24 protein-coding genes and 1 pseudogene are annotated in these 26,415 nt (G+C 70.3%); 13 read left to right on the plus strand and 12 right to left on the minus strand.

Annotated features, from left to right (window positions below; genetic code table 11):
- The first annotated feature begins 1 nt into the window (after nucleotide 1).
- The 8 genes from SLUN_RS22555 (at nucleotide 2) to SLUN_RS22585 (ending at nucleotide 6,053) form a co-directional block, all read left to right on the plus strand.
- The gene (locus SLUN_RS22555; RefSeq protein ID WP_108154885.1) at nucleotides 2-1,711 is read left to right on the plus strand and encodes an L-aspartate oxidase; all 1,710 of its coding nucleotides are present in this window, start codon (nucleotides 2-4) and stop codon (nucleotides 1,709-1,711) included.
- A gap of 2 nt (nucleotides 1,712-1,713) precedes the next feature.
- Complete coding sequence (gene nadC / locus SLUN_RS22560) at nucleotides 1,714-2,742, plus strand: carboxylating nicotinate-nucleotide diphosphorylase (protein ID WP_108151063.1); 1,029 nt, start codon at nucleotides 1,714-1,716, stop codon at nucleotides 2,740-2,742.
- A complete protein-coding gene (locus tag SLUN_RS22565) occupies nucleotides 2,742-3,539 on the plus strand; it encodes a type III pantothenate kinase (RefSeq protein WP_108151068.1) in 798 nt (265 codons plus the stop codon). Before nadC ends, SLUN_RS22565 begins: the two co-directional genes overlap by 1 nt.
- Before the next feature lie 207 nt (nucleotides 3,540-3,746).
- Nucleotides 3,747-4,322 (plus strand): hypothetical protein, encoded by a 576-nt coding sequence (locus tag SLUN_RS22570; RefSeq protein WP_108151071.1) that lies wholly within the window; start codon nucleotides 3,747-3,749, stop codon nucleotides 4,320-4,322.
- A 14-nt stretch (nucleotides 4,323-4,336) separates the two neighbouring features.
- Nucleotides 4,337-4,510, plus strand: a complete 174-nt coding sequence (locus tag SLUN_RS40065) for a hypothetical protein (RefSeq protein WP_170146598.1) — start codon at nucleotides 4,337-4,339, stop codon at nucleotides 4,508-4,510.
- 137 nt (nucleotides 4,511-4,647) lie between these two features.
- Nucleotides 4,648-5,043, plus strand: coding sequence for a BlaI/MecI/CopY family transcriptional regulator (locus SLUN_RS22575; RefSeq protein ID WP_108151073.1), 396 nt, complete (start codon nucleotides 4,648-4,650; stop codon nucleotides 5,041-5,043).
- Nucleotides 5,044-5,052: 9 nt separating this feature from the next.
- Nucleotides 5,053-5,574 (plus strand): amino-acid N-acetyltransferase, encoded by a 522-nt coding sequence (locus SLUN_RS22580; RefSeq protein WP_108151075.1) that lies wholly within the window; start codon nucleotides 5,053-5,055, stop codon nucleotides 5,572-5,574.
- A gap of 143 nt (nucleotides 5,575-5,717) precedes the next feature.
- Nucleotides 5,718-6,053, plus strand: a complete 336-nt coding sequence (locus SLUN_RS22585) for a histone-like nucleoid-structuring protein Lsr2 (protein WP_108151077.1) — start codon at nucleotides 5,718-5,720, stop codon at nucleotides 6,051-6,053.
- Here SLUN_RS22585 and SLUN_RS22590 read toward each other — a convergent pair.
- Nucleotides 6,032-6,610, minus strand: coding sequence for an SCO3374 family protein (locus SLUN_RS22590; RefSeq protein ID WP_108151079.1), 579 nt, complete (start codon nucleotides 6,608-6,610; stop codon nucleotides 6,032-6,034). The two genes, SLUN_RS22585 and SLUN_RS22590, sit on opposite strands and share 22 nt — an antisense overlap.
- A gap of 431 nt (nucleotides 6,611-7,041) precedes the next feature.
- Here SLUN_RS22590 and SLUN_RS22600 point away from each other — a divergent pair, with 431 nt between their 5' ends.
- Nucleotides 7,042-9,567: an ATP-dependent Clp protease ATP-binding subunit gene (locus SLUN_RS22600; RefSeq protein WP_108151081.1), complete on the plus strand. Its 2,526-nt coding sequence runs from the start codon at nucleotides 7,042-7,044 to the stop codon at nucleotides 9,565-9,567.
- A 91-nt stretch (nucleotides 9,568-9,658) separates the two neighbouring features.
- Here the strand turns inward: SLUN_RS22600 and dacB are convergent, their stop codons facing one another.
- Entirely contained in the window at nucleotides 9,659-11,257 is a 1,599-nt protein-coding gene (dacB, locus tag SLUN_RS22605) for a D-alanyl-D-alanine carboxypeptidase/D-alanyl-D-alanine endopeptidase (RefSeq protein ID WP_108151083.1), read from the minus strand.
- Between the two features lie 544 nt (nucleotides 11,258-11,801).
- Between dacB and SLUN_RS22610 the strand changes: the two genes are divergently transcribed.
- Nucleotides 11,802-12,512, plus strand: coding sequence for a M23 family metallopeptidase (locus tag SLUN_RS22610; protein WP_108151085.1), 711 nt, complete (start codon nucleotides 11,802-11,804; stop codon nucleotides 12,510-12,512).
- Nucleotides 12,513-12,536: 24 nt separating this feature from the next.
- Here the strand turns inward: SLUN_RS22610 and SLUN_RS22615 are convergent, their stop codons facing one another.
- Nucleotides 12,537-13,097: a TetR/AcrR family transcriptional regulator gene (locus tag SLUN_RS22615; protein ID WP_108151087.1), complete on the minus strand. Its 561-nt coding sequence runs from the start codon at nucleotides 13,095-13,097 to the stop codon at nucleotides 12,537-12,539.
- A gap of 113 nt (nucleotides 13,098-13,210) precedes the next feature.
- Here SLUN_RS22615 and SLUN_RS22620 point away from each other — a divergent pair, with 113 nt between their 5' ends.
- Entirely contained in the window at nucleotides 13,211-14,776 is a 1,566-nt protein-coding gene (locus tag SLUN_RS22620; RefSeq protein WP_108151089.1) for an MDR family MFS transporter, read from the plus strand.
- Nucleotides 14,777-14,824: 48 nt separating this feature from the next.
- On the opposite strand, the gene cseC is transcribed toward SLUN_RS22620, so the two are convergent.
- The 5 genes from cseC to SLUN_RS22645 all read right to left on the minus strand — a co-directional run bounded on the left by cseC (nucleotide 14,825) and on the right by SLUN_RS22645 (nucleotide 19,186).
- Nucleotides 14,825-16,147 (minus strand): two-component system sensor histidine kinase CseC, encoded by a 1,323-nt coding sequence (gene cseC, locus SLUN_RS22625; RefSeq protein ID WP_108151091.1) that lies wholly within the window; start codon nucleotides 16,145-16,147, stop codon nucleotides 14,825-14,827.
- Entirely contained in the window at nucleotides 16,144-16,848 is a 705-nt protein-coding gene (cseB, locus tag SLUN_RS22630; RefSeq protein ID WP_108151093.1) for a two-component system response regulator CseB, read from the minus strand. Before cseB ends, cseC begins: the two co-directional genes overlap by 4 nt.
- 10 nt (nucleotides 16,849-16,858) lie before the next feature.
- Nucleotides 16,859-17,473, minus strand: coding sequence for a hypothetical protein (locus SLUN_RS22635; RefSeq protein WP_254710174.1), 615 nt, complete (start codon nucleotides 17,471-17,473; stop codon nucleotides 16,859-16,861).
- Between the two features lie 44 nt (nucleotides 17,474-17,517).
- Complete coding sequence (locus SLUN_RS22640; protein WP_108151097.1) at nucleotides 17,518-18,090, minus strand: SigE family RNA polymerase sigma factor; 573 nt, start codon at nucleotides 18,088-18,090, stop codon at nucleotides 17,518-17,520.
- Nucleotides 18,091-18,262: 172 nt separating this feature from the next.
- Nucleotides 18,263-19,186 (minus strand): HhH-GPD family protein, encoded by a 924-nt coding sequence (locus tag SLUN_RS22645; RefSeq protein WP_108151099.1) that lies wholly within the window; start codon nucleotides 19,184-19,186, stop codon nucleotides 18,263-18,265.
- Between the two features lie 246 nt (nucleotides 19,187-19,432).
- On the opposite strand from SLUN_RS22645, the gene SLUN_RS22650 reads away from it, so the two are divergent.
- A complete protein-coding gene (locus tag SLUN_RS22650) occupies nucleotides 19,433-20,236 on the plus strand; it encodes a hypothetical protein (protein ID WP_108151101.1) in 804 nt (267 codons plus the stop codon).
- A gap of 63 nt (nucleotides 20,237-20,299) precedes the next feature.
- Here the strand turns inward: SLUN_RS22650 and disA are convergent, their stop codons facing one another.
- The 3 genes from disA to SLUN_RS22665 form a co-directional block, all read right to left on the minus strand.
- Complete coding sequence (disA, locus tag SLUN_RS22655) at nucleotides 20,300-21,424, minus strand: DNA integrity scanning diadenylate cyclase DisA (protein WP_108151103.1); 1,125 nt, start codon at nucleotides 21,422-21,424, stop codon at nucleotides 20,300-20,302.
- 44 nt (nucleotides 21,425-21,468) lie between these two features.
- Nucleotides 21,469-22,911 (minus strand): DNA repair protein RadA, encoded by a 1,443-nt coding sequence (radA, locus tag SLUN_RS22660; protein WP_108151105.1) that lies wholly within the window; start codon nucleotides 22,909-22,911, stop codon nucleotides 21,469-21,471.
- A 114-nt stretch (nucleotides 22,912-23,025) separates the two neighbouring features.
- Complete coding sequence (locus tag SLUN_RS22665) at nucleotides 23,026-23,613, minus strand: dihydrofolate reductase family protein (RefSeq protein ID WP_108151107.1); 588 nt, start codon at nucleotides 23,611-23,613, stop codon at nucleotides 23,026-23,028.
- A gap of 226 nt (nucleotides 23,614-23,839) precedes the next feature.
- Here SLUN_RS22665 and SLUN_RS22670 point away from each other — a divergent pair.
- Nucleotides 23,840-25,559: pseudogene (locus SLUN_RS22670) on the plus strand (BACON domain-containing protein).
- Nucleotides 25,560-25,572: 13 nt separating this feature from the next.
- Here the strand turns inward: SLUN_RS22670 and SLUN_RS22675 are convergent.
- Nucleotides 25,573-26,379, minus strand: coding sequence for a DUF3109 family protein (locus SLUN_RS22675; protein ID WP_108154886.1), 807 nt, complete (start codon nucleotides 26,377-26,379; stop codon nucleotides 25,573-25,575).
- Nucleotides 26,380-26,415 lie beyond the last annotated feature (36 nt).

The following is a 26,415-nucleotide window of genomic DNA, read 5'->3' on the forward strand; positions in this document are numbered from 1 at the left end:
CCTGGCAGGCATACAGCTGCACGCCCCCGCTCCCGGCTGGGCCATCGAGGCCGATGTCGTCGTGGTCGGCTCCGGCGTCGCGGGCCTCACCACCGCGCTGCGCTGCGCCGCCGCCGGGCTGAGCACGGTCGTGGTCACCAAGGCCCGCCTGGACGACGGCTCCACGCGCTGGGCGCAGGGCGGCATCGCCGCGGCCCTCGGCGACGGCGACACCCCCGAGCAGCATCTGGACGACACCCTCGTCGCGGGCGCCGGCCTGTGCGACGAGGAGGCGGTACGCACGCTGGTCACCGAAGGCCCCGACGCCGTACGCCGGCTGATCGCCACCGGCGCGCACTTCGACACCTCCGACGCCGGCGAGATCGAGCTCACCCGCGAGGGCGGCCACCACCGCCGCCGTATCGCGCACGCGGGCGGCGACGCGACGGGCGCCGAGATCTCCCGCGCGCTGGTCGAGGCCGTGCACGCGAGCAAGCTCCGCACCATCGAGAACGCCCTGGTTCTGGACCTGTTGACGGACGCCGAAGGCCGTACGGCCGGTATCACCCTCCATGTCATGGGCGAGGGCCAGCACGACGGCGTCGGCGCGGTCCGATGCCCGACCGTCGTCCTGGCCACCGGCGGCATGGGCCAGGTCTTCTCCGCCACCACCAACCCCGCTGTCTCCACCGGCGACGGTGTCGCGCTCGCTCTGCGCGCCGGAGCCGAGGTCTCCGACCTCGAATTCGTGCAGTTCCACCCGACGGTGCTCTTCCTGGGTACGGACTCCGAGGGGCAGCAGCCGCTGGTCTCCGAGGCGGTACGGGGAGAGGGCGCCCATCTCGTCGACGCCTCCGGCATCCGCTTCATGGTCGGACAGCACGAGCTGGCCGAGCTCGCCCCCCGCGACATCGTCGCCAAGGGCATCATGCGCCGCATGCAGGAACAGGGCGCCGCGCACATGTACCTCGACGCCCGCCACTTCGGCGCCGAGATGTGGGAGCAGCGCTTCCCCACGATCCTGGCGGCCTGCCGTGCTCACGGCATAGACCCGGTCACCGAGCCGATCCCGGTCGCCCCGGCCGCCCACTACGCCTCCGGCGGTGTACGCACGGACCTGCACGGCCGCACGACGGTCCCGGGCCTGTACGCGTGCGGTGAGGTGGCCTGCACGGGCGTCCACGGCGCGAACCGCCTCGCCTCCAACTCCCTCCTCGAGGGCCTGGTCTTCGCCGAGCGCATCGCTGCCGACATTGCCTCCCGGGCCCCGCGCGAGGCCGGGCGGCCGGTCGTGCCCGCGACCCCCTCCGTACTGCCGCTCATCGCCCCCGAGGCCCGCGCGGAGATCCAGCGGATCATGTCCGAGGGCGCGGGCGTGCTCCGCTCGGCCGAGAGTCTGACGGTCGCCGCCGAGGCGCTCGCGGCCGTACACCGGAACGCGGTCAACGACGCCGCGCCCGATGGCCGAGGCGCCGCCAAGACCGCCGAGCCCGGCGTCGAGTCCTGGGAGACGTCCAACCTCCTCTGCGTCGCCCGCGTCCTGACCGCCGCCGCGCTGGAGCGCGAGGAGACCCGCGGCTGCCACTGGCGCGAGGACCGCCCCGACCGCGACGACGCCGAGTGGCGCCGCCATCTCGTCGTACGCCTCGCGCCGGACCGCAGCCTTCTCGTCCGCCGCACCGAGAACACCGCATTCGCCCCTACCGTCCCCGACGCCCCCAGGGAGCCGTAACCGTGAGCACGCCCGAAGAACGTCCGCGTCCCGTGGACGTACCGCTGATCCAGATCGGCGCACCCGCTCCGGCCGCCGCGGGTGGCTGTGGGGACGCCTGTGGCTGCTCCGGCGGCGACGAGGGGTACGACGAGCTGGAGTGCGGGCTCGACCCCGGCCTCGCCCGGCTGCTGATCGACGCGGGCCTCGACCCCGTGCAGGTCGAGGACATCGCCCATCTCGCCATCGGCGAGGACCTCGACGGCGGTGCGGATGTGACGACCGTGGCGACCGTCCCCCAGGACGCCGTCGCCACGGGCGACTTCACCGCCCGCGAGGCCGGTACGGTCGCGGGCCTGCAGGTCGCCGAGGCCATCCTGTCCATCGTCTGCACGGACGAGTTCGAGGTGGAGCGGCACGTCCAGGACGGCGACCGCGTCAAGGCCGGCCAGAAGCTGCTGTCCGTCACCACCAACACCCGTGACCTGCTCACCGGCGAGCGCAGCGCGCTCAATCTGCTGTGCCGCCTCTCGGGCATCGCGACCGCCACGCGCGCGTGGGCGGACCTCCTCGAAGGCACCAGGGCGAGGGTCCGCGACACCCGCAAGACCACGCCGGGCCTGCGCGCCCTGGAGAAGTACGCGGTGCGCTGCGGCGGCGGCGTCAACCACCGCATGTCGCTGTCCGACGCAGCGCTGGTCAAGGACAACCACGTGGTGGCGGCGGGCGGTGTCGCACAGGCCTTCAAGGCCGTACGGGAGCGGTTCCCCCAACTCGCGATCGAGGTCGAGGTGGACACCATGGACCAGGTCCGCGAGGTCCTCGACGCGGGCGCCGACCTGATCCTGCTGGACAACTTCACCCCCGCCGAGACCAAGGAGGCCGTCGCCCTCGTCGCGAACCGCGCCGCCCTGGAGTCCTCGGGCCGCCTCACCCTCGAGACCGCTCGTGCGTACGCCGAGACGGGCGTCGACTACCTCGCGGTGGGCGCGCTCACGCACTCCTCCCCGATCCTCGACATCGGCCTCGACCTGCGCGAGGCAGGCGTCTGATGCTGCTCACGATCGACGTCGGCAACACCCATACCGTCCTTGGCCTGTTCGACGGTGAGGAGATCGTCGAGCACTGGCGGATCTCCACCGACGCCCGCCGCACGGCCGACGAACTCGCCGTCCTGCTCCAGGGCCTGATGGGCATGCACCCGCTGCTCGGCGACGAGCTGGGCGACGGCATCGAGGGCATCGCGATCTGCTCCACCGTCCCCTCCGTGCTGCACGAACTGCGCGAGGTGACCCGCCGCTACTACGGCGACGTCCCGGCGGTCCTGGTCGAGCCCGGCATCAAGACCGGTGTCCCGATCCTGATGGACAACCCCAAGGAGGTCGGCGCGGACCGCATCATCAACGCGGTCGCCGCTGTCGATCTCTACGGCGGCCCGGCGATCGTCGTCGACTTCGGTACGGCGACGACGTTCGACGCGGTCAGCGCGCGCGGTGAGTACGCGGGCGGTGTGATCGCCCCCGGCATCGAGATCTCCGTCGAGGCACTCGGCGTCAAGGGCGCGCAACTCCGCAAGATCGAACTGGCCCGCCCGCGCAGCGTGATCGGCAAGAACACCGTCGAGGCCATGCAGTCGGGCATCGTGTACGGCTTCGCGGGCCAGGTCGACGGCGTCGTGGCACGGATGAAGGTCGAGCTGGCCGACGACCCCGACGAGGTCACCGTGATCGCGACGGGCGGCCTGGCCCCGATGGTGCTCGGCGAATCCTCGGCGATCGACGAGCACGAGCCCTGGCTGACGCTGATCGGCCTGCGCCTGGTCTACGAGCGGAACGTCTCCCGGATGTAACTGGGGGCTTCGCCCTCAGACCCTTCAGTCCTCAGACCCCCAGTCCTCAACCGCCCCAGTCCTCAATCGCCGGACGGGCTCAGAATGAGCCCCTCCGACGATCGAGGACTGGGGTCCGCCGCGCCCGGGGTTGGTCGATTAACCCGATTTTGTCCAAGTCGCACGTATCGTCGGCCCATGCCCACGCCTTACGGATCCCGCGGCGGAATGGCCTTCAGCGCAGACGAGCTGCGTGTGCTCCGACGCGCCCTCGCCATCGCCCTCCATCCTGTCCCTCTCGCCGACGAGGACATCCAGGACTGCCTGCGTCTGGCCGATTCCGTGGACGAGACGGTCCGCGAGGCCGGTCGGCTGCGTTCGTTCCTCCACGCCGACCTCGCCCGCTACCGCGACGCGCTCCCCGGCACCGCCACCGGCTATCTGGAGCTCCTCCAGGACGCCCTGGCCGCCGGCTACGACCCCCGCCCCGCGGATCTGGCCGCGCTGCGCACCCTGCGCGGCACACCGGTCGGCGCCGCCGTGCTGCGCCGCTGCCAGGCGCTCGCGGAGCAGTCCCTGCGAGCCCTGCTGGCGGGCCGTACCCCCAAGGCCGCGGCATCCCCCACCGCGCCCGCCCCCCGCACCCGGCTCCACGCGCTCCCCGGCGGCCGCGCCGCCGACGAGCCGAAGAAGCCGCAGCCCAAGCCGCCCGAGCCCATCGAGCGCCCGGTGCCGAAGCCCTCCGAGGTCTTCCCGCCCCGCCGCCGGCCCGTGCCCCCACCGGAACAGCTGGCCGCCGGATAGCTACTCTGGGAGCCATGGACTACGTATCCGCGCTCCTGCCCCCCGTGGTGATGGCCGCCTTCTTCACCGCCCTGGTCGTGACGATCGTCAAGAGTCAGGGTGGCCCGAACAAGGCCAAGGAGGACGCGATCGTGGACGCCGCGCTCGCCCGCGCGGAGGCCACCCGGCAGGCCGACCGCCGCGACTGACGCCGCCCGAAGGCAGCAGGCGCACGGAGGCGGGCGCACCCCTCCGCATCGAGGACGTACGGCAGATTTCCAGCTGTACGTCCTTTTTGTTACGCCAATAGCCAGTCATTCCGACATCTCGCACTATGGTGGCTGCTGTGCCCCGCCAATTGGGAGAGCTGGAAGACGCCGTCATGACTCGCGTCTGGCAATGGAACCGGCCTGTCACGGTCCGGGAAGTCCTTGAAGACCTTCAGCAGGAACGGTCCATCGCCTACACCACCGTCATGACGGTAATGGACAATCTCCATCAGAAGGGCTGGGTACGGAGGGAAGTCGACGGCCGCGCCTATCGATATACGGCGGTCTCCACCCGCGCCGCCTACTCCGCCGCACTCATGAACGAAGCCTGGTCCAAGAGCGACAACCCCGCGGCCGCGCTTGTCGCCTTCTTCGGCATGATGTCGCCCGAGCAGCGCGAAGCTCTCCTTGCCGCCGTCCGCATCGTTCAGGGCGACGAGGCCGCCGATGGCGGGGCCGCACCGGGGCGATAGCGTCGCCCCATGCCTTATGCCGCAGCAAATGCCATCACCGTCCGGCGTGCCAGGACCAGCGATGTGCCCTCGGTCCGCCGACTCGTGGACCCGTACGTGAGGGAAGGCATCCTGCTCGACAAAGCGACCGTCACGCTTTACGAAGCCATCCAGGAGTTCTGGGTCGCGGAACGCGACGACGACGCCACGGTGGTCGGCTGCGGTGCACTCCACGTCATGTGGGAAGACCTCGCCGAAGTACGTACTCTCGCGGTCGATCCCGCGTGCAAGGGCACCGGCGTGGGGCATCAGGTGCTGGACACACTGCTGCGGACGGCCCGATGGCTCGGTGTACGCCGGGTTTTCTGCCTCACCTTCGAACGCGACTTCTTCGGGAAGCACGGCTTCGTGGAGATCGGTGAGACACCGGTCGACGGAGATGTCTACAGCGAGCTGCTGCGTTCCTATGACGAGGGCGTCGCCGAGTTCCTCGGCCTCGAACGAGTGAAGCCGAACACCTTGGGCAACAGCCGGATGCTTCTGCACCTGTGATCACCGCAAGAAGCGGAACCCTTTGTCCGAATCGCGCATGTTTCCCGCGTTCTTGAGGTTCTGAACCTCTGCCAAGGGTTTGTGTTTTCCAAGGAAAAGCGGTTTCCTTTCCGCGTACTGCATTTTCGATGAAAGGAAATCCGGTGGCACAGAAGGTTCAGGTCCTTCTTGTCGATGACCTCGACGGCGTTGAGGCGGACGAGACCGTGACGTTCGCTCTGGACGGCAAGACCTACGAGATCGACCTCACCACCGCCAATGCGGACAAGCTCCGTGGCCTGCTGGAGGCGTACGTCAAGAGCGGCCGACGCACCGGTGGCCGCGCTGCGGTCGGCCGTGGCAAGGGTCGCGCCGCCGCGGGTGGCAACAAGGACACCGCCGCAATCCGCGCATGGGCCAAGTCGAACGGCTACGAGGTCAACGACCGCGGCCGCGTCCCGGCCACGGTTCGCGACGCTTACGAGAAGGCCAACGGCTGAGTATTCGCATGCGGCGTATTCGTACGCAGCAAACGGGCCCGGTGGCACTCGGTCGCCGCCGCGTCCACGAGCCGTACGAGATCGGGGCTGTTTCCCCCACCGGAACCGGCGCTGTGCCCGAACGGGGCAAGGGCCGGCAACGTCGGCTCCACCTCGCGCCCCGGCACGGGGGGTCGCAGCCATGCGGCGGCCCCCCGCGAGCCAGGCCATCCGGGTGGCGGCGGGGCGGTCATGCGTCCGCCCGCGCCGATGGCGGTCAGATCGAGCGCGATCCCGCCCCACTCGAGCCAGTCGAGCAGCCCCGGCAGCTCGTCGGCGCTCCCCGCGGCCACCAGTAGCCGCATACGCAGCCCCATGAGGGCGACCGGACTGTCCAGGTCCATCCGGCTCAGTACGGCCGCCCCGGCGTCGACAGGCAGCTCCAGGACGTCGAAGCGCAGCCCGGTGAGCAGCTGGACCGGGACGCTGTCCGCCGCGGCCCAGCCGAGCTCGTTCTCGTACCACTGCAGGGTGCCGCCGTCGAAGGGCGCGCGGGGGAGCGGGACGGTGAAGGCCATACTCCGGGAACTCCCGATGAGCCCCGGGAGTTACGCAGAGTCGAGGGGTGATTGCTCGGGGTGCCCGGGTTGGGGGCGTACGAGCGCATTCGAGAGCGCAATGTTGTTCGCCCGTAGCTGAGGGAACCGGTGCGCGCCGCATGGACTGTCAGTGCTTACGGGTAAGACATTCCTAGTGGGAAGGGGCGACACGCGTGCTCGGCCGTCTCACGTTCGCCATCGGCGTAGCGATGACGGGGGTGACTGCCTGGCCTGCGGGAACATCGTCTTCCACCATCGAGTTGGAGCAGTTGTCGGCGTTTTGCGGTCAGGAGGCCACAGACGGGTGTCGGCAGTTGGAATGAGCGGTCCCCGCTTGCGGGACTAAGCTGCGGAAGGACAGGGAGGGGACCGACCCCTTACTGCCTGACCGCTCTGAGGAGCGATTAACGATGTTCGAGAGGTTCACCGACCGCGCGCGGCGGGTTGTCGTCCTGGCTCAGGAAGAAGCCCGGATGCTCAACCACAACTACATCGGCACCGAGCACATCCTCCTGGGCCTTATCCACGAGGGTGAGGGTGTCGCCGCTAAGGCCCTGGAGAGCCTCGGGATTTCGCTCGAGGCGGTCCGCCAGCAGGTGGAGGAGATCATCGGGCAGGGGCAGCAGGCCCCGTCCGGGCACATCCCCTTCACCCCCCGTGCCAAGAAGGTCCTGGAGCTGTCGCTCCGCGAGGCTCTTCAGCTGGGCCACAACTACATCGGCACGGAGCACATCCTGCTCGGCCTGATCCGCGAGGGCGAGGGCGTCGCCGCCCAGGTCCTGGTGAAGCTGGGCGCCGATCTCAACCGGGTGCGGCAGCAGGTCATCCAGCTGCTCTCCGGCTACCAGGGCAAGGAAGCCGCCACTGCAGGCGGCCCGGCCGAGGGCACGCCCTCGACCTCGCTCGTCCTGGACCAGTTCGGCCGGAATCTCACCCAGGCCGCTCGTGAGTCCAAGCTCGACCCGGTCATCGGGCGCGAGAAGGAGATCGAGCGGGTCATGCAGGTGCTGTCCCGCCGTACCAAGAACAACCCGGTTCTCATCGGCGAGCCCGGCGTCGGCAAGACGGCGGTCGTCGAGGGCCTGGCGCAGGCCATCGTCAAGGGCGAGGTGCCCGAGACCCTCAAGGACAAGCACCTCTACACCCTGGACCTCGGCGCGCTGGTCGCCGGCTCCCGCTACCGCGGTGACTTCGAGGAGCGCCTGAAGAAGGTCCTCAAGGAGATCCGCACCCGCGGCGACATCATCCTGTTCATCGACGAGCTCCACACCCTGGTGGGTGCGGGCGCCGCCGAGGGCGCGATCGACGCTGCCTCGATCCTCAAGCCGATGCTGGCGCGGGGCGAGCTGCAGACCATCGGCGCCACCACGCTGGACGAGTACCGCAAGCACCTGGAGAAGGACGCGGCCCTCGAGCGCCGCTTCCAGCCCATCCAGGTCGCGGAGCCGTCACTGCCGCACACCATCGAGATCCTCAAGGGTCTGCGCGACCGTTACGAGGCCCACCACCGGGTCTCCATCACGGACGAGGCGCTGGTCCAGGCCGCCACGCTGGCGGACAGGTACATCTCGGACCGCTTCCTGCCGGACAAGGCGATCGACCTGATCGACGAGGCCGGCTCCCGGATGCGCATCCGCCGGATGACCGCGCCGCCGGATCTCCGCGAGTTCGACGAGAAGATCGCGGGCGTCCGCCGCGACAAGGAGTCGGCGATCGACTCCCAGGACTTCGAGAAGGCGGCGTCTCTCCGCGACAAGGAGAAGCAGCTGCTGGCGGCGAAGGCCAAGCGCGAGAAGGAGTGGAAGGCCGGCGACATGGACGTCGTCGCCGAGGTCGACGGCGAGCTCATCGCCGAGGTCCTCGCCACGGCCACGGGCATTCCGGTCTTCAAGCTGACCGAGGAGGAGTCCTCGCGTCTGCTGCGCATGGAGGACGAGCTCCACAAGCGCGTCATCGGGCAGAAGGACGCCATCAAGGCCCTCTCGCAGGCTATTCGCCGTACGCGAGCCGGTCTGAAGGACCCGAAGCGCCCCGGAGGCTCGTTCATCTTCGCCGGCCCGTCCGGTGTCGGTAAGACCGAGCTCTCCAAGACGCTCGCCGAATTCCTCTTCGGCGACGAGGACGCGCTGATCTCCCTCGACATGTCGGAGTTCAGCGAGAAGCACACGGTTTCCCGTCTCTTCGGTTCCCCGCCCGGATATGTGGGTTACGAAGAGGGCGGCCAGCTCACCGAGAAGGTGCGCCGGAAGCCGTTCTCGGTCGTCCTCTTCGACGAGGTCGAGAAGGCCCACCCCGATATCTTCAATTCCCTTCTGCAGATCCTGGAGGACGGTCGGCTGACCGACTCCCAGGGCCGCGTCGTGGACTTCAAGAACACGGTCATCATCATGACGACCAACCTCGGGACCCGGGACATCTCGAAGGGCTTCAACCTGGGCTTCGCCGCCCAGGGCGACACCAAGTCGAACTACGAGCGGATGAAGAACAAGGTCAACGAAGAGCTCAAGCAGCACTTCCGGCCGGAGTTCCTCAACCGTGTCGACGACACGGTCGTCTTCCACCAGCTCACCGAGGAAGACATCATCCAGATCGTCGACCTCATGGTCGCCAAGGTGGACGAGCGTCTGAAGGACCGTGACATGGGCCTCGAGCTCAGCCCCACGGCCAAGGCGCTCCTCGCCAAGAAGGGCTACGACCCGGTCATGGGCGCCCGGCCGCTGCGCCGGACGATCCAGCGCGAGATCGAGGACGTGCTCTCCGAGAAGATCCTCTTCGGCGAGCTGCGCCCCGGTCACATCGTGGTCGTGGACACCGAGGGCGAGGGTGAGGAGAAGAAGTTCACCTTCCGCGGCGAGGAGAAGTCGGCTCTGCCGGACGTTCCGCCGATCGAGCAGGCGGCCGGCGGCGCCGGTCCGAACCTGTCGAAGGACGCGTGACGCTCGCGCGCTGACCTGAGCGACTGAAGGGGCTGCCCCGGACCGTTTCGTACGGTCCGGGGCAGCCCCATTTTTGACGGCTGAGGGAGCCTCAGCAGGCCAGCGGCTTGCGCCAGGAGCACTCGAGATCGGTCGCCGGTTCGGCGCTGCGCGGAGCCCGTGGCGGTACGGCCGTGATCGCGTCCTCCCCCGTCCTTGACGACGCGAGCGTGACCACGATCGCGTCCTCGATGCTTTTCACCGAGGAGGCCAGGTAGTTGTTGAGGACGACGCTGTAGACCAGCTCGCGGCCGCCGGTGTCCGTCACGTATCCGGAGAGCGCGGACGCTCCTGTCAACGAGCCTGTCTTGCCGCGGGCGTTGAGTGCCGCCGGGGTGGCGCACATGCGGGAGCGGAGCGTGCCGCCGATGGCGCGGTCCGGGTTGCAGGCCTGCGGGAGCGACGCGTACCAGTCGGGGTACCAGGGGGCGTCCCGTACCGACAGCAGCAGCGTGGCGAGCTGTTCGGCCGGGAAGAGGTTCATCCGGGTCAGGCCCGAGCCGTCGAACTGGCGGATCGTGGAGGTCCGCACGCCCTCCTGCTTCATATAGCCCTCGATGGCCGCCAGGCCCGCGGCCCAGGTGCCGCGTCCGGCGCTCTCGTAACCGATCGTCTTGGTGAGCGCCTCGGCGTGCATGTTGTTGGACAGCTTCATGAACGGGAGCATCAACTCCCGCAGCGGCATGGAGCTGTGCGAGGCGAGGAGCTTCGCGCCGGGCGGGGTGGGGCGGCCGAGGCGGGGGCTGCCGGCGATGCGTACGCCATGGGCGGCGAGTGCGTCGGAGAAGACCGCGGCGGCGTAGCCGGTGGGTTCCCAGACGGTCACCCACTCCTTGGTGGCGCTCGCGCCGACCGGAATGCTCCCGCTGACGCTGATCGTGTTGGTGCCGTGCTGCCGCTCGACCGCGAGGGTGTCGGGCTGCCCGGAGGGGACGGTGGTGCCGCTGATGTCGAGGCTTACGTAGTCGGTGGGCGGGGTGACCTTCACCCGCGGCTTGTCGCCCGGCGCGGCGCCGGGGAGCGCCTCTACGACGACACTGCCGGAGTCGTAGTCGGTGTCGGGCGCGACGGTGAGCGGGGAGATCTGCGCGGAGTAGTACGAGGACTCGTCGTCCGCGGCCCAGGAGCGGCCGAGGCGCTGGGTGTCGAAGCGGGTGTCGTCCGCGACGAGGCGGCCGGTGACGCGCGTGACGCCGGAGGCGGCCAGGTCGGCGGCGAGCCGGCCGTAGTCCTTGGCGAGCGTGGTCGGGTCGCCGCTGCCGCGCAGATAGAGGTCGCCGAGGAGGGTGGAGCCGAGCCGGCGGCCGGTGGACAGGACGTCGGTGCGGTAGCGGTAGTCGGGGCCGAGCAGCGCCATGGCGGCGGCGGAGGTGGCGAGCTTGGTGTTTGAGGCGGGCATCAGGCGGCCGGCGCCGTCCCGCTGGTAGAGCCGCTCCCCGGTGGCGGCATCGGCGATCACCACGCTCGCGGCCGCGCCGTCCATACGGGCGTCGGCGAGGATCTTGTCGATGGCGCCCTTGAGGCCGGTGCCGGAGGGGCCGGCCCCGGCGGGCGAGCTCCAGGTGAGTGTGCAGGCGAGCCCGATGACGACGGGCCAGATCCAGCCGCGGCGCTGACCGCGGCGGTTCGAGCGAATCACGGGTCTACTCATGGCACAGGAGCATCCCGGACGGGGGTCCGCCCGGGAAGAACGCGGGGCGTGTCAGGGTCGCCGAAATGTCCCGATGACGCCCTGCCGAGACCCCGCCGAGGCCCGCCGAAGGTGTGGTCTGGAGCACTTCTACGGGGTCCGCCACGGGGCGGTTGTCGGGCCTGCCCGTGACAAGGCACACAGGCCGATCGGGGCCTACTAGCCCGAATAGTCGTTCCGACCGGTCCCGATCCGGGACCTTCGCGCCGCGGGCGGCCGGGACCGTCCGCCCTCAGGTGGCCGAGGGCGGGGGATCCGTGCTGGATGTCGGATTCGATCGGCCGGCACATGGGGTTAAACCCGTTTCGCTTGGGATAGTTTGTCCGATTTCTGGAGGGTGCGAAAGCGGGCAAGAACGGCGTCAAGAGTCGAATTCCCGGCATAGCGGCTACGACCTGATGTCGTAGATGGGTGGTTTGGGGGGAAGTGGGGGCATCGGTTACCAAGGTATGGCCAAGCCCGGTGCGGAAGCGCCGGGTGACTTATTTGCCCGGAGGTTTCCCGTATGTCGAAGCGCGCTACGTCCCGCCATCCCCGCCCGTCCGTTCTCCGTACCCGTGCCGCCGTCCTGGCCGCCGGTCTGGGGACGTCGATGGTGCTCGGAGCAGGGGCCGCCTTCGCCGCAGGGACCGGCACGGCAGCGGCCGCGGCTCCGGCCGTGGTGAACGCCTCGAGCGCCGTAGCCGCCCAGGCGCAGGCGCAGGCCAAGGCCGCCGGCGCCGCCAAGCAGGCTGTCGCCGCGAAGGCCGTGGCCGCTAAGGCCGTGGCCAAGAAGAAGGCTCCGGCGAAGAAGGCCGTGGCCTGGGTCAAGCCCGTCACGCACTACACGCTGACCGCCAGCTTCAACCAGGGCGGCGCCATGTGGTCGCACAAGCACTCCGGCCAGGACTTCGCCGTCCCGGTCGGCACCGCGGTCAAGGCCGCCGGTTCCGGCACCGTCGTCAAGGCCGGCCCGAACGGTGGCGGTGACGGTCCCGCGTACGGCAACGCCATCGTGATCAAGCACGCCAACGGCAAGTACTCGCAGTACGCGCACCTGTCGAAGATCAACGTGCACATCGGCCAGAGCGTCAAGGTCAACCAGAAGATCGCTCTGTCCGGCAACACCGGCAACTCGTCCGGCCCGCACCTGCACTTCGAGATCCGTACGACCCCGAACTACGGCTCCGCGCTCAACCCGACGGCGTTCCTGCGTACCGTGGGTGTCACTATCTGACGCACCGCACCCGACGCCCCGGCGTCAACGTGTGACGTGGTGGGCCTGGCTCACCAGATCGAAGGCGACCTCGAGGACGGCCAAGCGCTTCTCCTCCGGGTCGCCTTCGACGTCCTTGAGCAGGAACATTCCGGCGTGCATCGTGAGGAGCGCGCTGAGGCAGCGGACCTGGTCGGCCAGTGCCGCCTCGGGTTCCTTGATCAGGTCGAGCATCCTCAGCATGCGGTCCTTGAAGGTCTCGCCGATGCTCAGATCGCGCAGCGTCGCCTGGTTCTCCTGTATGAAGCGGAAGAGCGGTGCCGCGCTGGCGAGTGCCTCGCTGTAGCGGCGCAGGATCTCCTGCTTCGTCTCCAGGGTGTGCGGCTGCGTCTGCGCCCACTCGATCAGCTCGTCCATCGGCCTGGTCAGATCCTGGAAGAGGCTGATGAGGATGTCTTCCTTGGTCTTGAAGTGGTAGTACAGCGCTGCCTTCGTGACCTCGAGGTTCTCGGCGATCTCGCGCAATGACGTCTTCTCGTAACCCTGCTCGGCGAAGAGCTCCAGGGCCACGTCCTGGATGCGCTGACGGGTGTTGCCTCTGGTCATGGGCTCTCCTGAAAACTTACTTGACGCCCGGCTAGTTACGGGGCTACGTTCCCCAGTGTATTCAACTAGCCGGGCGGCAAGTAAGTGTCGGGGAGTGGGGAACGGTGGCCGGTATGGCGAAAGACGAGAAGCAGCCGAGTGCTGAGGCGGCGCCCGAGCCGCGCAGCGTACGGGTCGTGATCCTCGCGCTCATGATCGCGATGCTGCTGGCCATGCTCGACAACATGATCGTCGGCACCGCGATGCCGACCATCGTCGGTGAGCTCGGCGGGCTCGAGCATCTGTCCTGGGTCGTCACCGCGTACACCCTGGCCACCGCCGCCTCCACCCCGATCTGGGGCAAGCTCGGCGACATGTACGGGCGGAAGGGCGCCTTCCTCACCGCCATCGTGATCTTCCTGATCGGCTCGGTACTGAGCGGCATGGCCCAGGACATGGGGCAGCTGATCGGCTTCCGCGCGATCCAGGGACTGGGCGCGGGCGGCCTGATGGTCGGCGTGATGGCGATCATCGGAGACCTCGTACCGCCGCGGGAGCGTGGCAAGTACCAGGGCATGATGGCCGCCGTCATGGCCGTCGCGATGATCGGCGGACCCCTGGTCGGCGGGACCATCACCGACCACCTCGGCTGGCGCTGGAGCTTCTACATCAACCTGCCGCTGGGTGCCGTCGCACTCGCCATGGTCACCACGGTGCTCCACCTGCCGAAGAAGCGGACCGATGCGCGGATCGACTATCTCGGCGCCGTGCTGCTGACGGTCGGCATCACCGCGATCGTGCTGGTCACGACCTGGGGCGGTACGGAGTACGCCTGGGACTCGGCCGTGATCATGGAACTGATCGCGATCGGCGTGGCCTCGCTCACCGGCTTCGTGTTCTCGCAGACCAGGGTGCCCGAGCCGATCATGCCGCTGCACATATTCCGCAGCCGCAACTTCACGCTCATGTCGGTGATCGGCTTCCTGGCCGGCTTCGTGATGTTCGGCGCGGTGCTCTTCCTGCCGCTGTACCAGCAGTCCGTGCAGGGTGCGTCGGCGACGAACTCCGGTCTGCTCCTGCTGCCGATGCTGCTCTCGATGCTCGTCGTCTCGATGATCGCGGGCCGGGTCACCACCAGCACCGGCAAGTACCGGATCTTCCCGATCATCGGAGGCGGGCTGATGATGGCCGGCCTGTTCCTGCTCTCGACGATGGACACCGGGACCTCGCGGCTGACCTCCGGGCTCTACATGGCGGTGCTCGGCGCCGGCATGGGCTTCCTGATGCAGATCACCATGCTGGTCGCGCAGAACAGCGTCGAGCTCAAGGACATGGGCGTCGCCTCCTCCGGCGCCACCCTCTTCCGTACGCTCGGCAGCTCCTTCGGCGTCGCGATCATGGGCGCGCTCTTCACCGGCCGGGTCCAGGACGAGATGGCCGCCCGGGGCGGATCACAGATCACCCAGGGGTCGGCGCAGCTGGACGCGGCGAGCCTGGCGAAGCTGCCGGACCAGGTGCGTGAGGCGTACGAATTCGCGGTGGCGTCCGGCACGCACGCGGCGTTCCTGCTCGGGGCGGCGGTCGCGGTGATCGGCTTCGTGGCGGCGTTCTTCGTCAAGGAGGTGCCGCTGCGGGGGGCCGGCCCGGCGCCCGAGGACGCGCCCTCCGGCACCCCGGAAAAGGTGACGGAGACGGTCTGAGACGGAGACAGTGCGGCCGTCCTGCCACTGCCTGACCGCCTGAGCCGCTTAGTCCGACAGCGGCATCATCGGGAAGCTGCCGGTGTTCGTCGGCGCGTGCTCGGGCAGCCAGAGCACCGCGATCGCGCCGCCGGACTGGCCCAGAGGGGTCTCGGTCCCCTCCGGCGCCGCATTGCGGAACGTCAGCCGTGCGCCGAGGACGCGTGCCTGTCCCGCCGCGATCGTCAGGCCCAGGCCGTGGCCGGTCCCCGCACGGTCGCTGGCGCCCGTGCGGAAGCGGCTCGGGCCCTCGCGCAGCAGCGCCTCGGGAAAGCCGGGACCGTGGTCGCGGACCCGCACCACGCGGCCCTCGACCGTGACCTCGACCAGCGGCTTTCCGTACTTGGCGGCGTTGGTGAGCAGATTGAGGAGGATGCGCTCGAGCCGGCGCGGATCGGTGCTGACCCATGACTCGTGCACGACCCGGACCACCACATCGGGGTTCAGCAGTGCGATCCGGCGGCTGACGAACTCTCCCAGCGCGACCTCCTGGAGCTCGGCCCGCTCCGACGCGCTGTCGAGCCTGGCCACCTCCAGGACGTCCTCGACCAGTGTCCGCATGGCCTGCGCCCGGTCCCGTACGAGCTCGGTCGGGCGGCCGGGCGGCAGCAGCTCGGCCGCGGTGAGCAGCCCGGTCACCGGTGTGCGCAGCTCGTGCGCGATGTCGGCGGTGACCCGGCGCTCCGCCTCGATGCGCTCGTTCAGCGCGTCGGTCAGGGCGTCGACGGCGCGGGCCAGGTCGTCGGTCTCGTCGCGTACGACTCCGCCGATCGCGTCCCGTACGCGTACGTCCGTATTGCCCTGGGCGACATGGCCGGCGGCCGCGGCGGCCTTGCGCAGCCGGCGCGAGAGCTGCCCGCCGATCAGCACGCCGAGCGCGCAGCCGCCGAAGACCACCGAGACCGAGCCGATGATCAGCGCCCGGTCGAGGTCCTTCATGACGGTGGCACTGCGGCCGGCGAACTGGGTGTGCAGGGAGAGCACATCGCCGTTGGTCAGCGGCACGGCCGCCCAGATGTCGGGCGTGCCGCCGTGGCCCTCGTCGACGTAGCTGCCGCGGCGCTTCTGCTGCATCAGTTTCTGCAGGCCCCTGGGCAGCGCGGGGTCATTGATCTTGGTGTTGAAGCGCGGGTCCTTGTTCTTGGACGTCTCGTACCAGCGCTGCGCGAGCAGCACCCGGTCCATCTGCACATCGCGCGCGTTGTCCAGCATCGAGACACGGGCGGCGTTGTGCACGACGAGACTCAGCGCCATCGCGATCAGCGCGCCGACGGCCGCGATCGCGATGCTGATCTTCCACCGGACGCCGGTGCGCAGTACGAGCCGCTTCATGCCTTGAGCTTGTAGCCGAAGCCGCGGACCGTTTCGATCCTGTCCTGCCCGATCTTGGTGCGCAGTCGCTGGACATGGACGTCCACGACACGGGTGTCGCCGCCCCAGCCGTAGTCCCAGACTCGCTCCAGCAGCTTGTCGCGCGAGAGCACGGTGCCCGGTGCGGACGAGAACTCCAGCAGCAGCCGCATCTCGGTCGGCGTCAGCGCCACCGGCTCACCGGCCCTGCGCACCTCCATGCCCTCCGTGTCGATCTCCAGATCGCCGAAGGACAGCGCCCCCTGCTCCTGCTGCCCCGCCGGGCCGAACTCGCCGCCCGCGGGTCCGCCCGCGTGCCCGAAGCGGCGCAGCACCGCGCGAATGCGCGCGACCAGCACCGCCCCGTCGAAGGGCTTCGTCACATAGTCGTCGGCGCCGGCCTCCAGGCCGAGCACCACATCGATCGAGTCGGCACGCGCCGACAGCATGATCACGGGCACGGTCGACTCGTCGCGGATGCGCCGGCACAGGCTCACCCCGTCCAGCCCCGGCACCATCACATCGAGCAGCGCGATGTCCGGCCGGTTGGCGCGGAAGGCCTCGAGGCCCAGCAGTCCGTCCGGCATCGCGGTGACGACGAAGCCGTCCCGCTCCAGAGCGAGCTGGGTCGCCTCGCGGATGACGTCGTCGTCCTCGACGAACAGGACATGTGTCTCGGCCAACCCGCTGCTCTCAGTTCTCGTTCGGCGGGGGCGGTTCGGTGGCGACTACCTCGCCCTCACCGACCCCTCTGCTGAATTCGTTGCGCACCCAGTACTGCTGCACGAACTTGCCGCTCGACCAGTGGTACGTCGTGATCTCCTCGCCGGACGGCTCGGCCACCGGGTCGCCCTTGGCGTACACCTGCTGGGTCACCACCAGGTCGCCCCGGTCGATCGCGGAGTACACCGCGGGCTCCTGTACCGCGAAGACGTTCTCGTACGAGTCGCCGTTCTCGCGGTACACGTACGTGCCCATGCCCACCGCGTCACCGCACGTCAGCACGTTGATGACGACATCGGGTGAGGTACCGCCGGTGAGGTTCCCGTACGAGGTGTCCAGCGGGTAGGCGTCCCGGGCGCACGGCCTGAGGTCCGCCTTGACCCGCTCGCTGACCTTCGGGTCGCTCATGATCAGCTTCACCGCGTTGACGGCCTCGGCCTTCCGCCCGGCGCTGTTCGAGGGCGTGGCCTGGGACGGGGTGGCCTTGGCCACCGAGTCGGTGTGGGCCGCGCCCTCGTCCTGCGCCCCGCTGCCGCCCGTGGAGCAGCCGACGCTGAACAGGCCGACGGCGGCGAGCCCGGCCATCGCCGCGCCACTCGCCGCCCGAGTCCTTGTACCGCCACCGCCGCTCAGGCCGCGCAACGCTCCTGCCCCCGATCGTCACCCGCACGCTCGCGCCGTACCTCGGCACGCTCCAGGGCACGGGCGTCCAGATCCCGGCTCTCCAGCTCCTGGCGGAGCCGGGCCAGCGCCCGGTGCAGCGTGCTCTTCACGGTACCGGCCGACATACCGAGCGCGGCCGCGGTCTCCTCGGTGCTCATCTGCTCCCAGTGTCGCAGCACCACGACGCTGCGCTGCTTGGGGGCCAGCACCTTGAGGACGTCCATCAGCAGGGCGCGGTCGGCGCGCTGCTCACTGCCGTCCTCCACGCTCGCGTCGGGCAGCTGCTCGGTGGGGACCTCTTCGAGCTTGCGGGCGCGCCACCACTCCGTACGCGTATTGATCATCACGCGGCGAAGGTACGCGTCGGCGAGCGACTTGTCCGCGATTCCGTCCCAGCGGCCGTATGTACGAACCAGAGCGGTCTGCAGCAGGTCCTGCGCGTCGATCGGGTCGGGCACGAGACGCCGGGCGCTGCGCAGCAGAGCCTCCTGCCGGTTGCGTACGTACTCTTCGAATTCGAGCACCTCGCCGTGCGCCATTCCAACCGCCTCCGTCCCCGTGACAAGCTCTGCCGTTCCCTTACGTCGCAAGAAGCTACGGAGGACTTGTCACGGCACTGTGCGGAGCAGCCGTCGGAGGGCGCACGGCCGTCCATCGGTTGTGTAACAGCGGATGTTTCAGGTGGGGTTCGGGTGGGAAACGGAGATGGGCTCAGCTGAGAGGGAGGCGGTAGACGCCGTTCCCCAGGGGCTCTACGAGGCCGTCCGCGACCAGTCCGTCGAGCGCCCGCGCGCGCTGCACCGGCTCGTGCCAGACGGCGTCCAGCGCCGACTGTTCGACCGGCGCCACCGCCTCGCGCAGTACGGCGAGGAGCTTGCCGCGCACCTGACGGTCGGTGCCCGCGTAGGTCTGGCCGCGGCGCGCGGGACCCTCGTGTGCGGGCTTCCCGGCGAGACGCCAGGCGCACCGCGAGGCGATCGGGCAGCGCGAGCAGTCCTCGTTCTTGGAGGTGCACAGCAGCGCGCCCAGCTCCATGGAGGCCGCTGCCCAGCGGGCCGCGGTCGCCTCGTCGTCCGGGAGCAGTGTGCGGGCCAGCCTGCGCTCGGAGGCCGTCGTCGCGGTCGGCGGGTACTGGACGCCGCTCGCGGCGCGGGCGAACACCCGCCGGACATTGGTGTCGAGAACGGCATGCCGCTGCCCGTACGCGAAGGAGGCCACCGCGGCCGCCGTGTACTCGCCGATCCCGGGCAGCGAGAGCAACTGCCCGTGGTCGCGCGGCACATCGCCGCCGTGCCGCTCCGCTATCGCCTGCGCGGCCCCGTGCAGGCGCAGCGCGCGCCGCGGATAGCCGAGCCGGCCCCAGGCGCGGACGGCCTCGCCGGGCGCGTCGGCCGCGAGATCGGCGGGGCGCGGCCAGCGCGCCATCCACTGCTCGTAGACCGGGAGCACCCGGCTGACCGGGGTCTGCTGCAGCATGAACTCGCTGACCATCACACCCCAGGCGCCGGCCTCGGGGCGGCGCCAGGGCAGATCGCGGGCGTGCTCGTCGAACCAGTCGATGACGGGTGAGTGGAAGGCGGCGGCGTCGGTCGTGGCGATGTCTGGGGTGGCGGTGTCCGCGGTGGTGTCAGTCATGGCATACCGATCCTGGCACGTCCGGGCGAGTGGACGGTGTATCCGCTCCGGACGCTGCTCCTGCCGGTCTGTGCTCGTACGCATGCGGGTGGTCACCCGTAGCGACCGACCGGACGTGACCCGGACGAATCGTGGGGGTGCGGGCGGGTGTGAGCCGGGCCGCCCGTGATGATGATCCGTAGAACTCGCGAAGTCCGGCGGCGGGTGGGACCGGAGTTGGCCCGGATCTCTCGTAGAGTTTGGGTCGTGGGATCTATGCGCAATCCGATCGGGCCGCTCCCGTCCTCCATCTATTGGCGACGGAGGGCAGTCGCGACGTCCTTGATCGCGCTGCTCGCGTTGCTGATCGTATGGGCCGTCAGTTCCGGTGGGGGCGACGGCGGCAAGGACGACGGCAAGGCCAACGGCGACAGTCCCGCGCCCTCCATCACCCCCGGGCCCTCCGGGTCCGGGCCCGCGATCAGTGAACAGCCGGGCGGGCGCGACGAGTCGGGCGAATCCGACGGCAGCGGCGGCAGCGGAGGCAGCGGCGGTGACGGCGGTACGGACGCGGGCTCGGGCGGCGACCCGGGCAAGAACGGCGACAACGGAGCGGGCGGCGCGGCCAGCGGCGGCGCCGGCGGTCAGCAGGTCCCGGCGGGATCGAGCCTGCCCGACTGCGCCCCGGGCGCACTGAAGTTGAGCCTGCGCAGCGTCAAAGTCTCGTACGAGCCGGGAGAGAAGCCCACGTTCCAGCTCGTCGCCTCCAACTCGTCGGCGACGACCTGCAAGGCGGACTTCGGGCCCAAGGCGGCGGTGCTGTCGGTGACCGACGACAAGGACGACGAGGTGTGGTCGTCCAAGGACTGCCCGAACCCGGCGGGGAGTCTGCTGCTGAGGGTTCCGGCGGGCGCGAACATCACGCACACCGTGCAGTGGGACCGCAAGCAGAGCGCACCGCAGTGCGCCACGCCGCCCGCGGGGGCCGTCGCGCCGGGCACGTACCTGGTGGAGGCGGAGTTCCCGGGCGTGAAGGTGCTGCCGGCGTCGTTCCGCCTGGGGAACGACTAGCACGCCCTAGCGCGGAGCCGGCCCGGCAGCGGGTTCGTCCTCAAACGCCGGACGGGCTCGACTTCAGACGTACCGCTCGAGGATCGAGGACTCGGCGAGCCGCGACAGGCCCTCGCGGACGCTGCGCGCCCGCGCCTCGCCCACGCCGTCGACCGTCTGCAGATCGTCGACACTGGCCGCGAGCAGCTTCTGCAGTCCGCCGAAGTGCTCCACGAGCCGCTCGATGATCGCGCCGGGCAGCCGCGGCACCTTCGCAAGGAGCCGGTAGCCCCGCGGCGAGACCGCGGAGTCGAGCGTCTCGGGAGAGCCGCTGTAGCCCAACGCCCTTGCCACTATGGGCAGTTCGAGCAGCTCGGCGTGAGTGAGGTCATTCAGCTCGGTGAGCGCCTCGTCGACCGTACGGGACCGCTTCGCGGTCGGCTCCGGCACATAGTCGCGTACGACCAGTTCGCGCTCCGGCTCCACACCCGCGATCAACTCGTCCAGCTGGAGCGAGAGAAGACGGCCGTCGGTGCCCAACTCCACCACGTACTCGGCGATCTCGGTGGCGATCCGGCGCACCATCTCCAGGCGCTGCGCCACGGCCGTGACGTCCCGGACGGTCACCAGGTCCTCGATCTCCAGCGCGGAGAGCGTGCCCGCGACCTCGTCGAGGCGGAGCTTGTACCGCTCCAGGGTCGCGAGCGCCTGGTTGGCGCGGGAGAGGATCGCGGCCGACTCCTCCAGGACGCGGCGCTCTCCGCCCACGTACAGGGCGATCAGCCGCATCGACTGCGATACGGAGACGACGGGGAAGCCGCACGCCCGGGAGACACGGTCCGCGGTGCGGTGGCGGGTGCCGGTCTCCTCGGTGGGGATCGACGCGTCCGGGACCAGCTGCACACCGGCCCGGTGGATCTTGGTGATGTCCTTGTCGAGGATGAGCGCGCCGTCGAGCTTGCACAGCTCGCGCAGCCGCGTCGCGGTGAACTCGACGTCCAGCACGAAACCGCCGGTGCACATCGATTCGACCGTTTTGTCCATGCCGAGGACGATCAGGCCTCCGGTGTTGCCGCGGAGGATCCGCTCGAGGCCGTCGCGCAAGGCCTGGCCGGGCGCGACCGCGCTCAGGGCGGCGCGGATCAGTGCTTCGTTGCCGGAGCCTCCGCCGGACTTTCCGGGTGCTGCTGCCCGGTCGTTGGCTGCCACTGCACTCCTCCGGCTCGTACGGATGGGCGAGACCAGGGCAAAGTCTACCGGCGCGTGTCGACCTCCCGTGGGGCCTCCGTCCGCTCTTTCCTCGGTGCGCCGTCCGAAGGCCTCTGCCGACCGCGCGGGAGCACCCTCAGCGCGTCCCCCATGTCGGCGACTTCCGTGACCTTCATACCGGGCGGGACCTTGCCGGGATCGGACGGAACGAGGGCGTGCGTGAAGCCGAGCCGGTGGGCCTCGGCGAGCCGGCGCTGGACGCCCGTGACCCGTCTGACCTCGCCCGCGAGGCCGACTTCGCCGATCGCGACCAGATTCTTGGGCAGCGGGGTGTCGCTGGCGGCCGAGGCCAGCGCGAGCGCGATCGCCAGGTCCGCGGCCGGCTCGGAGAGCTTCACGCCGCCGACGGTCGCGCTGTAGATGTCGCGCTTGCCGAGCGCGGTGATACGGCCGCGCTGCTCCAGTACGGCCAGCATCATCGAGACCCGCGAGGTCTCCAGGCCCGATGTGGTGCGCCGGGGCGAGGGGATCTGCGAGTCGACCGTCAGCGCCTGCACCTCGGCGACGAGGGGACGGCGGCCTTCGAGGGTGACCGTCAGACAGGTGCCGGGGACGGCCTCGGCGCGGCGGGTGAGGAAGAGGCCCGAGGGGTCGGCGAGGCCGGTGATGCCCTCGTCGTGCAGCTCGAAGCAGCCGACCTCGTCCGTCGCGCCGTAGCGGTTCTTGACGCCCCGTACGAGACGCAGGCGCGCGTGCCGGTCGCCCTCGAAGGACAGCACGACGTCCACGAGATGCTCGAGCAGGCGCGGTCCGGCGATCGCGCCGTCCTTGGTGACATGGCCGACCAGGATCGTGGACATCCCGCGCTCCTTGGAGGCGCGGATCAGCGCGCCCGCGACCTCGCGGACCTGCGCCATCCCGCCGGGCGCGCCGTCGATCTCGGGGGATGCGACGGTCTGTACGGAGTCGAGGACCAGCAGGGACGGCTTGACCGCGTCCAAGTGGCCGAGGACGGCGGAGAGATCGGTCTCGGCGGCGAGGTAGAGGTGGTCGTGCAGGGCGTTGATCCGGTCGGCGCGCAGACGGACCTGGCTCGCGGACTCCTCGCCCGTGACGTACAGCGTGCGGTGGTCGTCGCTCGCGGCCTTCGCGGCGACGTCGAGCAGCAGGGTGGACTTGCCGACGCCGGGCTCACCCGCGAGCAGCACGACGGCGCCGGGCACCAGACCGCCGCCGAGCACCCGGTCGAGCTCGGTCACGCCGGTCGAGCGCGCGGTCGCCTGCCGGCCGTCGACCTGGCCGATGGGGACGGCGGCGGTGGAGACACGGCCGGCCGCGGTCGTACGCACGGCGGGCGCGCCGTACTCCTCGACGGTGCCCCAGGTCTGGCATTCGGGGCAGCGGCCGAGCCACTTGGCGGTCGTCCAGCCGCATTCGGTGCAGCGGTAGGACGGCCGGTCCTTCGCGGATTTCGTACGGGCAGCCATGGGGGAACCGTAGCGGGGTCCACTGACAGTGCCGCCGCCAGTGCCGTTCCCGTCGCTGGTCCGCGGCTGTCGGCCGCTGGTCCGCCGCTGGTCCGCGGCTGCTTCACGGCTGCTTCACGGCTGCTTCACGACGTCGAAGCGCAGGTGGGTGATGTCCTCCGACGCCACGGTCCAGGTCCGCCGCAGTTCAACGGGCCCGCCGACATGGTCGAACAGCCGCTTGCCCGAGCCCAGCAGAACCGGGACGAGCATGATGTGGATCCCGTCCAGCAGCTCCGCGTTCAGCGCCTGCTGGGCGGCTGTCGCGCCGTGCACGCCGACGTCCTTGGCGCCGGCGGCCGCTTTCGCCCGCGCGATCGCCGACTCGATGCCGTCCGTGACAAACGTGAACACATCGGGCGCGACGACGTCCTTCGGGTCCGGCGGCCGGTGGGTGAGGACGAAGCAAGGGGTCTTGCCGACGGGGCCGCCGTCGCCCCAGCCGCCGTCCCCTTCGCACACGTCGTAGGAGTGCCGGCCCATCACGACGGCGCCGATGCTCTGCCTCATGTCGTCCAGGACCTTCGCGTCGGTGTCGTTGATGTCCAGCAGCCACTGGTGCAGCCGCCGGCCGCCCACTCCCAGCGGATTCTCGCGGGTGTCGTCAGGGGCGGTGATGAAGCCGTCCAGCGACATCGACATGCCTGAGATCACTTTGCTCATAGCGGGTTGACTGCCCGGCGGCGCGGGATTCATCGGGATGCGGCCGGGATTCCACCGGGATGCGTGGGGCGCATAGGGCGCCCGGCGTAGCTCCGGCGCGCACCGGTGGACCGGTAGGGGCGGAATTAACGATTCCTGTCCCCCTTCGAGCGATCTGTTCACCCGTAAGGAGTAAAAGTGTTCAAGGGGTACGAAGGGGGTGTGCTCCGACGCCTACGGTCACGGAGTGACGAGCAGCAGGCTGGAGCCACCCACGCACACCACCGGCGCACACCGGGCGTACCGGCGCGCGCCCCGTCCGTCGGCACAGCGCCCGCCCGCGCAGCGCCCGCCCGCGCGTTACGAGCCGTACCTCGACGGCCTGTTCACCTACTGCCTCTCCGTGCTCTGCGACCACGACGCGGCGACCGGGCTCCTCGGTGACGTACTCGCCATCGCCGAGCGGCAGCACGGGCGTTGCCCCGCGGGCGAGACCGAACGGAAGGCGTGGCTGTACGCGCTCGCGCGGTGGGCCTGCCTGCGCCGGCTGACCGAGCAGCGGCGCAAGCGGCAGGGGGCGCACACCGGGCGCCCCGACGTCTCCGAGGAGGCCGGACCCCGCGTCCCGGAAGAGACCGCGGAGCGCCGCCGCGGCGAACTGGCCCTGCTGGCCTGGCCCGAGGCGGCCGGTACGACCCCCGAACAGCGCGAGGCACTCGAACTGGCCGTACGCCACGGGCTCGGCTCGCGCGAGGTCGCCTCGGTCCTCGGCCTCGGTGCCCTGGCCGCCCGGGAGCTGCTCGCCGCCGCGGCCTGCGAGGTGGAGCGCACCCGTGCCGCGCTCGCCGTCGTGGAGACCGGGAACTGCCCGGCCGTCGCCCGGCTCACCGGCGACCACCGGGTGCTGCTCTCCGCCGCGCTCCGCCAGGAGCTCGTACGGCATGTCGACGACTGCCCGCGCTGCCGCCGCGCCGCCGAGCGCGCCGGCGCGGGCGGGCCGTGGCCGGGGTCGGCCGTCACCCCGGCCACGCTGCCCCTGATCGACGCGCCGCGGGCCGCCGCGTACGTCGCGATGCTGCACGTCCCGCGCGCCCGCGCGACCGCGCCACGCTTCGGTGCCGGCGGCTTCCCGCTGGACCCGAAGGACCGCGCGGCCCGCCGCGACCGGCTGCGGGCACGGGCCGTGACGACCACGGTCGTGGCGGCGGTCGTGGCTGCTCCGGTGCTCGCGCTGTGGGCGGCGTACCGGGGCGCGCCGCTGACGGGGGAGGGGCACGACGGCTCCTCGGTCACCGCGAGCGAGGCGGACGGGCCAGGCGGTCTCGAGGGCGATCCGTACGACCACTACGAGAACGCGGGCAACGCCCAGGCGGAACCGGACAACAGGTTCATGGTGGGCAGCCGCTCGCCGGACGTCTCGGTCGAGGTCATCAGTGCGGGCACACCGGCGCCGCCCACCCGGCCCGGCGTGCCGGTCCCCGGCCGCCTCACGGTCGAGGCGCAGCCCTCCGGCGACACCACCCGCATCACGCTCACGGCGTCCGGCGGCTCCCCGGTGACCTGGTCGGCCTGGACGGACGCACCCTGGCTCTACGTGAGCCAGTCCTCGGGCACGCTGCACCCGGGCGAGTCGATCACGATCTACATCACCGTGGACCACGACCGGGAACCGGCCGGCGCGTGGAGCGCGCGCGTCGGGGTCGACCCGTCGGGCGTGGTGCTGGAGATCGACGGCTACGGTGCGACGCCCCCGAGCCCGGACCCGACACCGACCCCGGACCCGACACCGACCCCTTCGGACCCGACCCGGACCCACCCGACGCCGTCGGACCCACCACCCGTCGGACCCGACTCCGACGCCATCGGACCCGACTCCGACGCCATCGGACCCGACCCCGACCGAGTCGGATCCGGCGCCGACCGGATCGGACACCTCGACCGCCTCGACACCCCCGCCCTCGAACTGAGAACCGCGCGGGGCTACCGCTTCGGGTCCGCCGGGTGCGGGGCCACCAGCGGCAACTGCGAGGACAGCCGCGTCTCGCACAGCTCGACCAGCACGTCGTACGCCTGCTTGCCCATCAGCTCCGTCAGCTCCGGGCGGTACGTCACGTACACCGGCTCCCCCGCCCCGTGCGCCGACGTCGCCGACGTGCACCACCAGTGCAGGTCGTGGCCGCCCGACCCCCAGCCCCGCCGGTCGTACTCACCGATCGAGACCTGCAGCACCTTCGTGTCGTCGGGGCGCTCGATCCAGTCGTACGTACGCCGCACCGGCAGCTGCCAGCAGACGTCCGGCTTGGTCTCCAGCGGCTCCTTGCCCTCCCGCAGCGCCAGGATGTGCAGCGAGCAGCCCGCCCCGCCCTTGAATCCCGGGCGGTTCTGGAAGATGCACGAGCCCTCCCAGCGGCGCGTCTGGCGTTCGCCGTCGTCGTCGGTCTGGACCCAGCCCGTCTCCGTACCCACGTCGTGGAACTGCCACAGGTCCGGAGTGAGCCGGGCGACATGCCCGGCCACCCGCTTCTCGTCGTCCTCGTCCGAGAAATGGGCGCCCAGCGTGCAGCAGCCGTCGTCCGCGCGGCCCGCCTCGATGCCCTGGCAGCCGCTTCCGAAGATGCAGGTCCAGCGCGAGGTCAGCCAGGTCAGATCGCAGCGGAAGACCTGTTCGTCGTCGGCGGGGTCCGGGAATTCCACCCACGCGCGCGCGAAGTCCAGACCCTTCTCGTCGTTCTTGGGGTTCTTCGGGGGCTTGGCTTTGCCCGGCTTCGCCTTTTTCGTCTTTGCCACGAGCCCAGCGTAAGCCGCTACCGCGGTGACGTTCAG

It is taken from the genome of Streptomyces lunaelactis (genome assembly GCF_003054555.1).
In the GTDB taxonomy this organism is placed as follows: domain Bacteria; phylum Actinomycetota; class Actinomycetes; order Streptomycetales; family Streptomycetaceae; genus Streptomyces; species Streptomyces lunaelactis.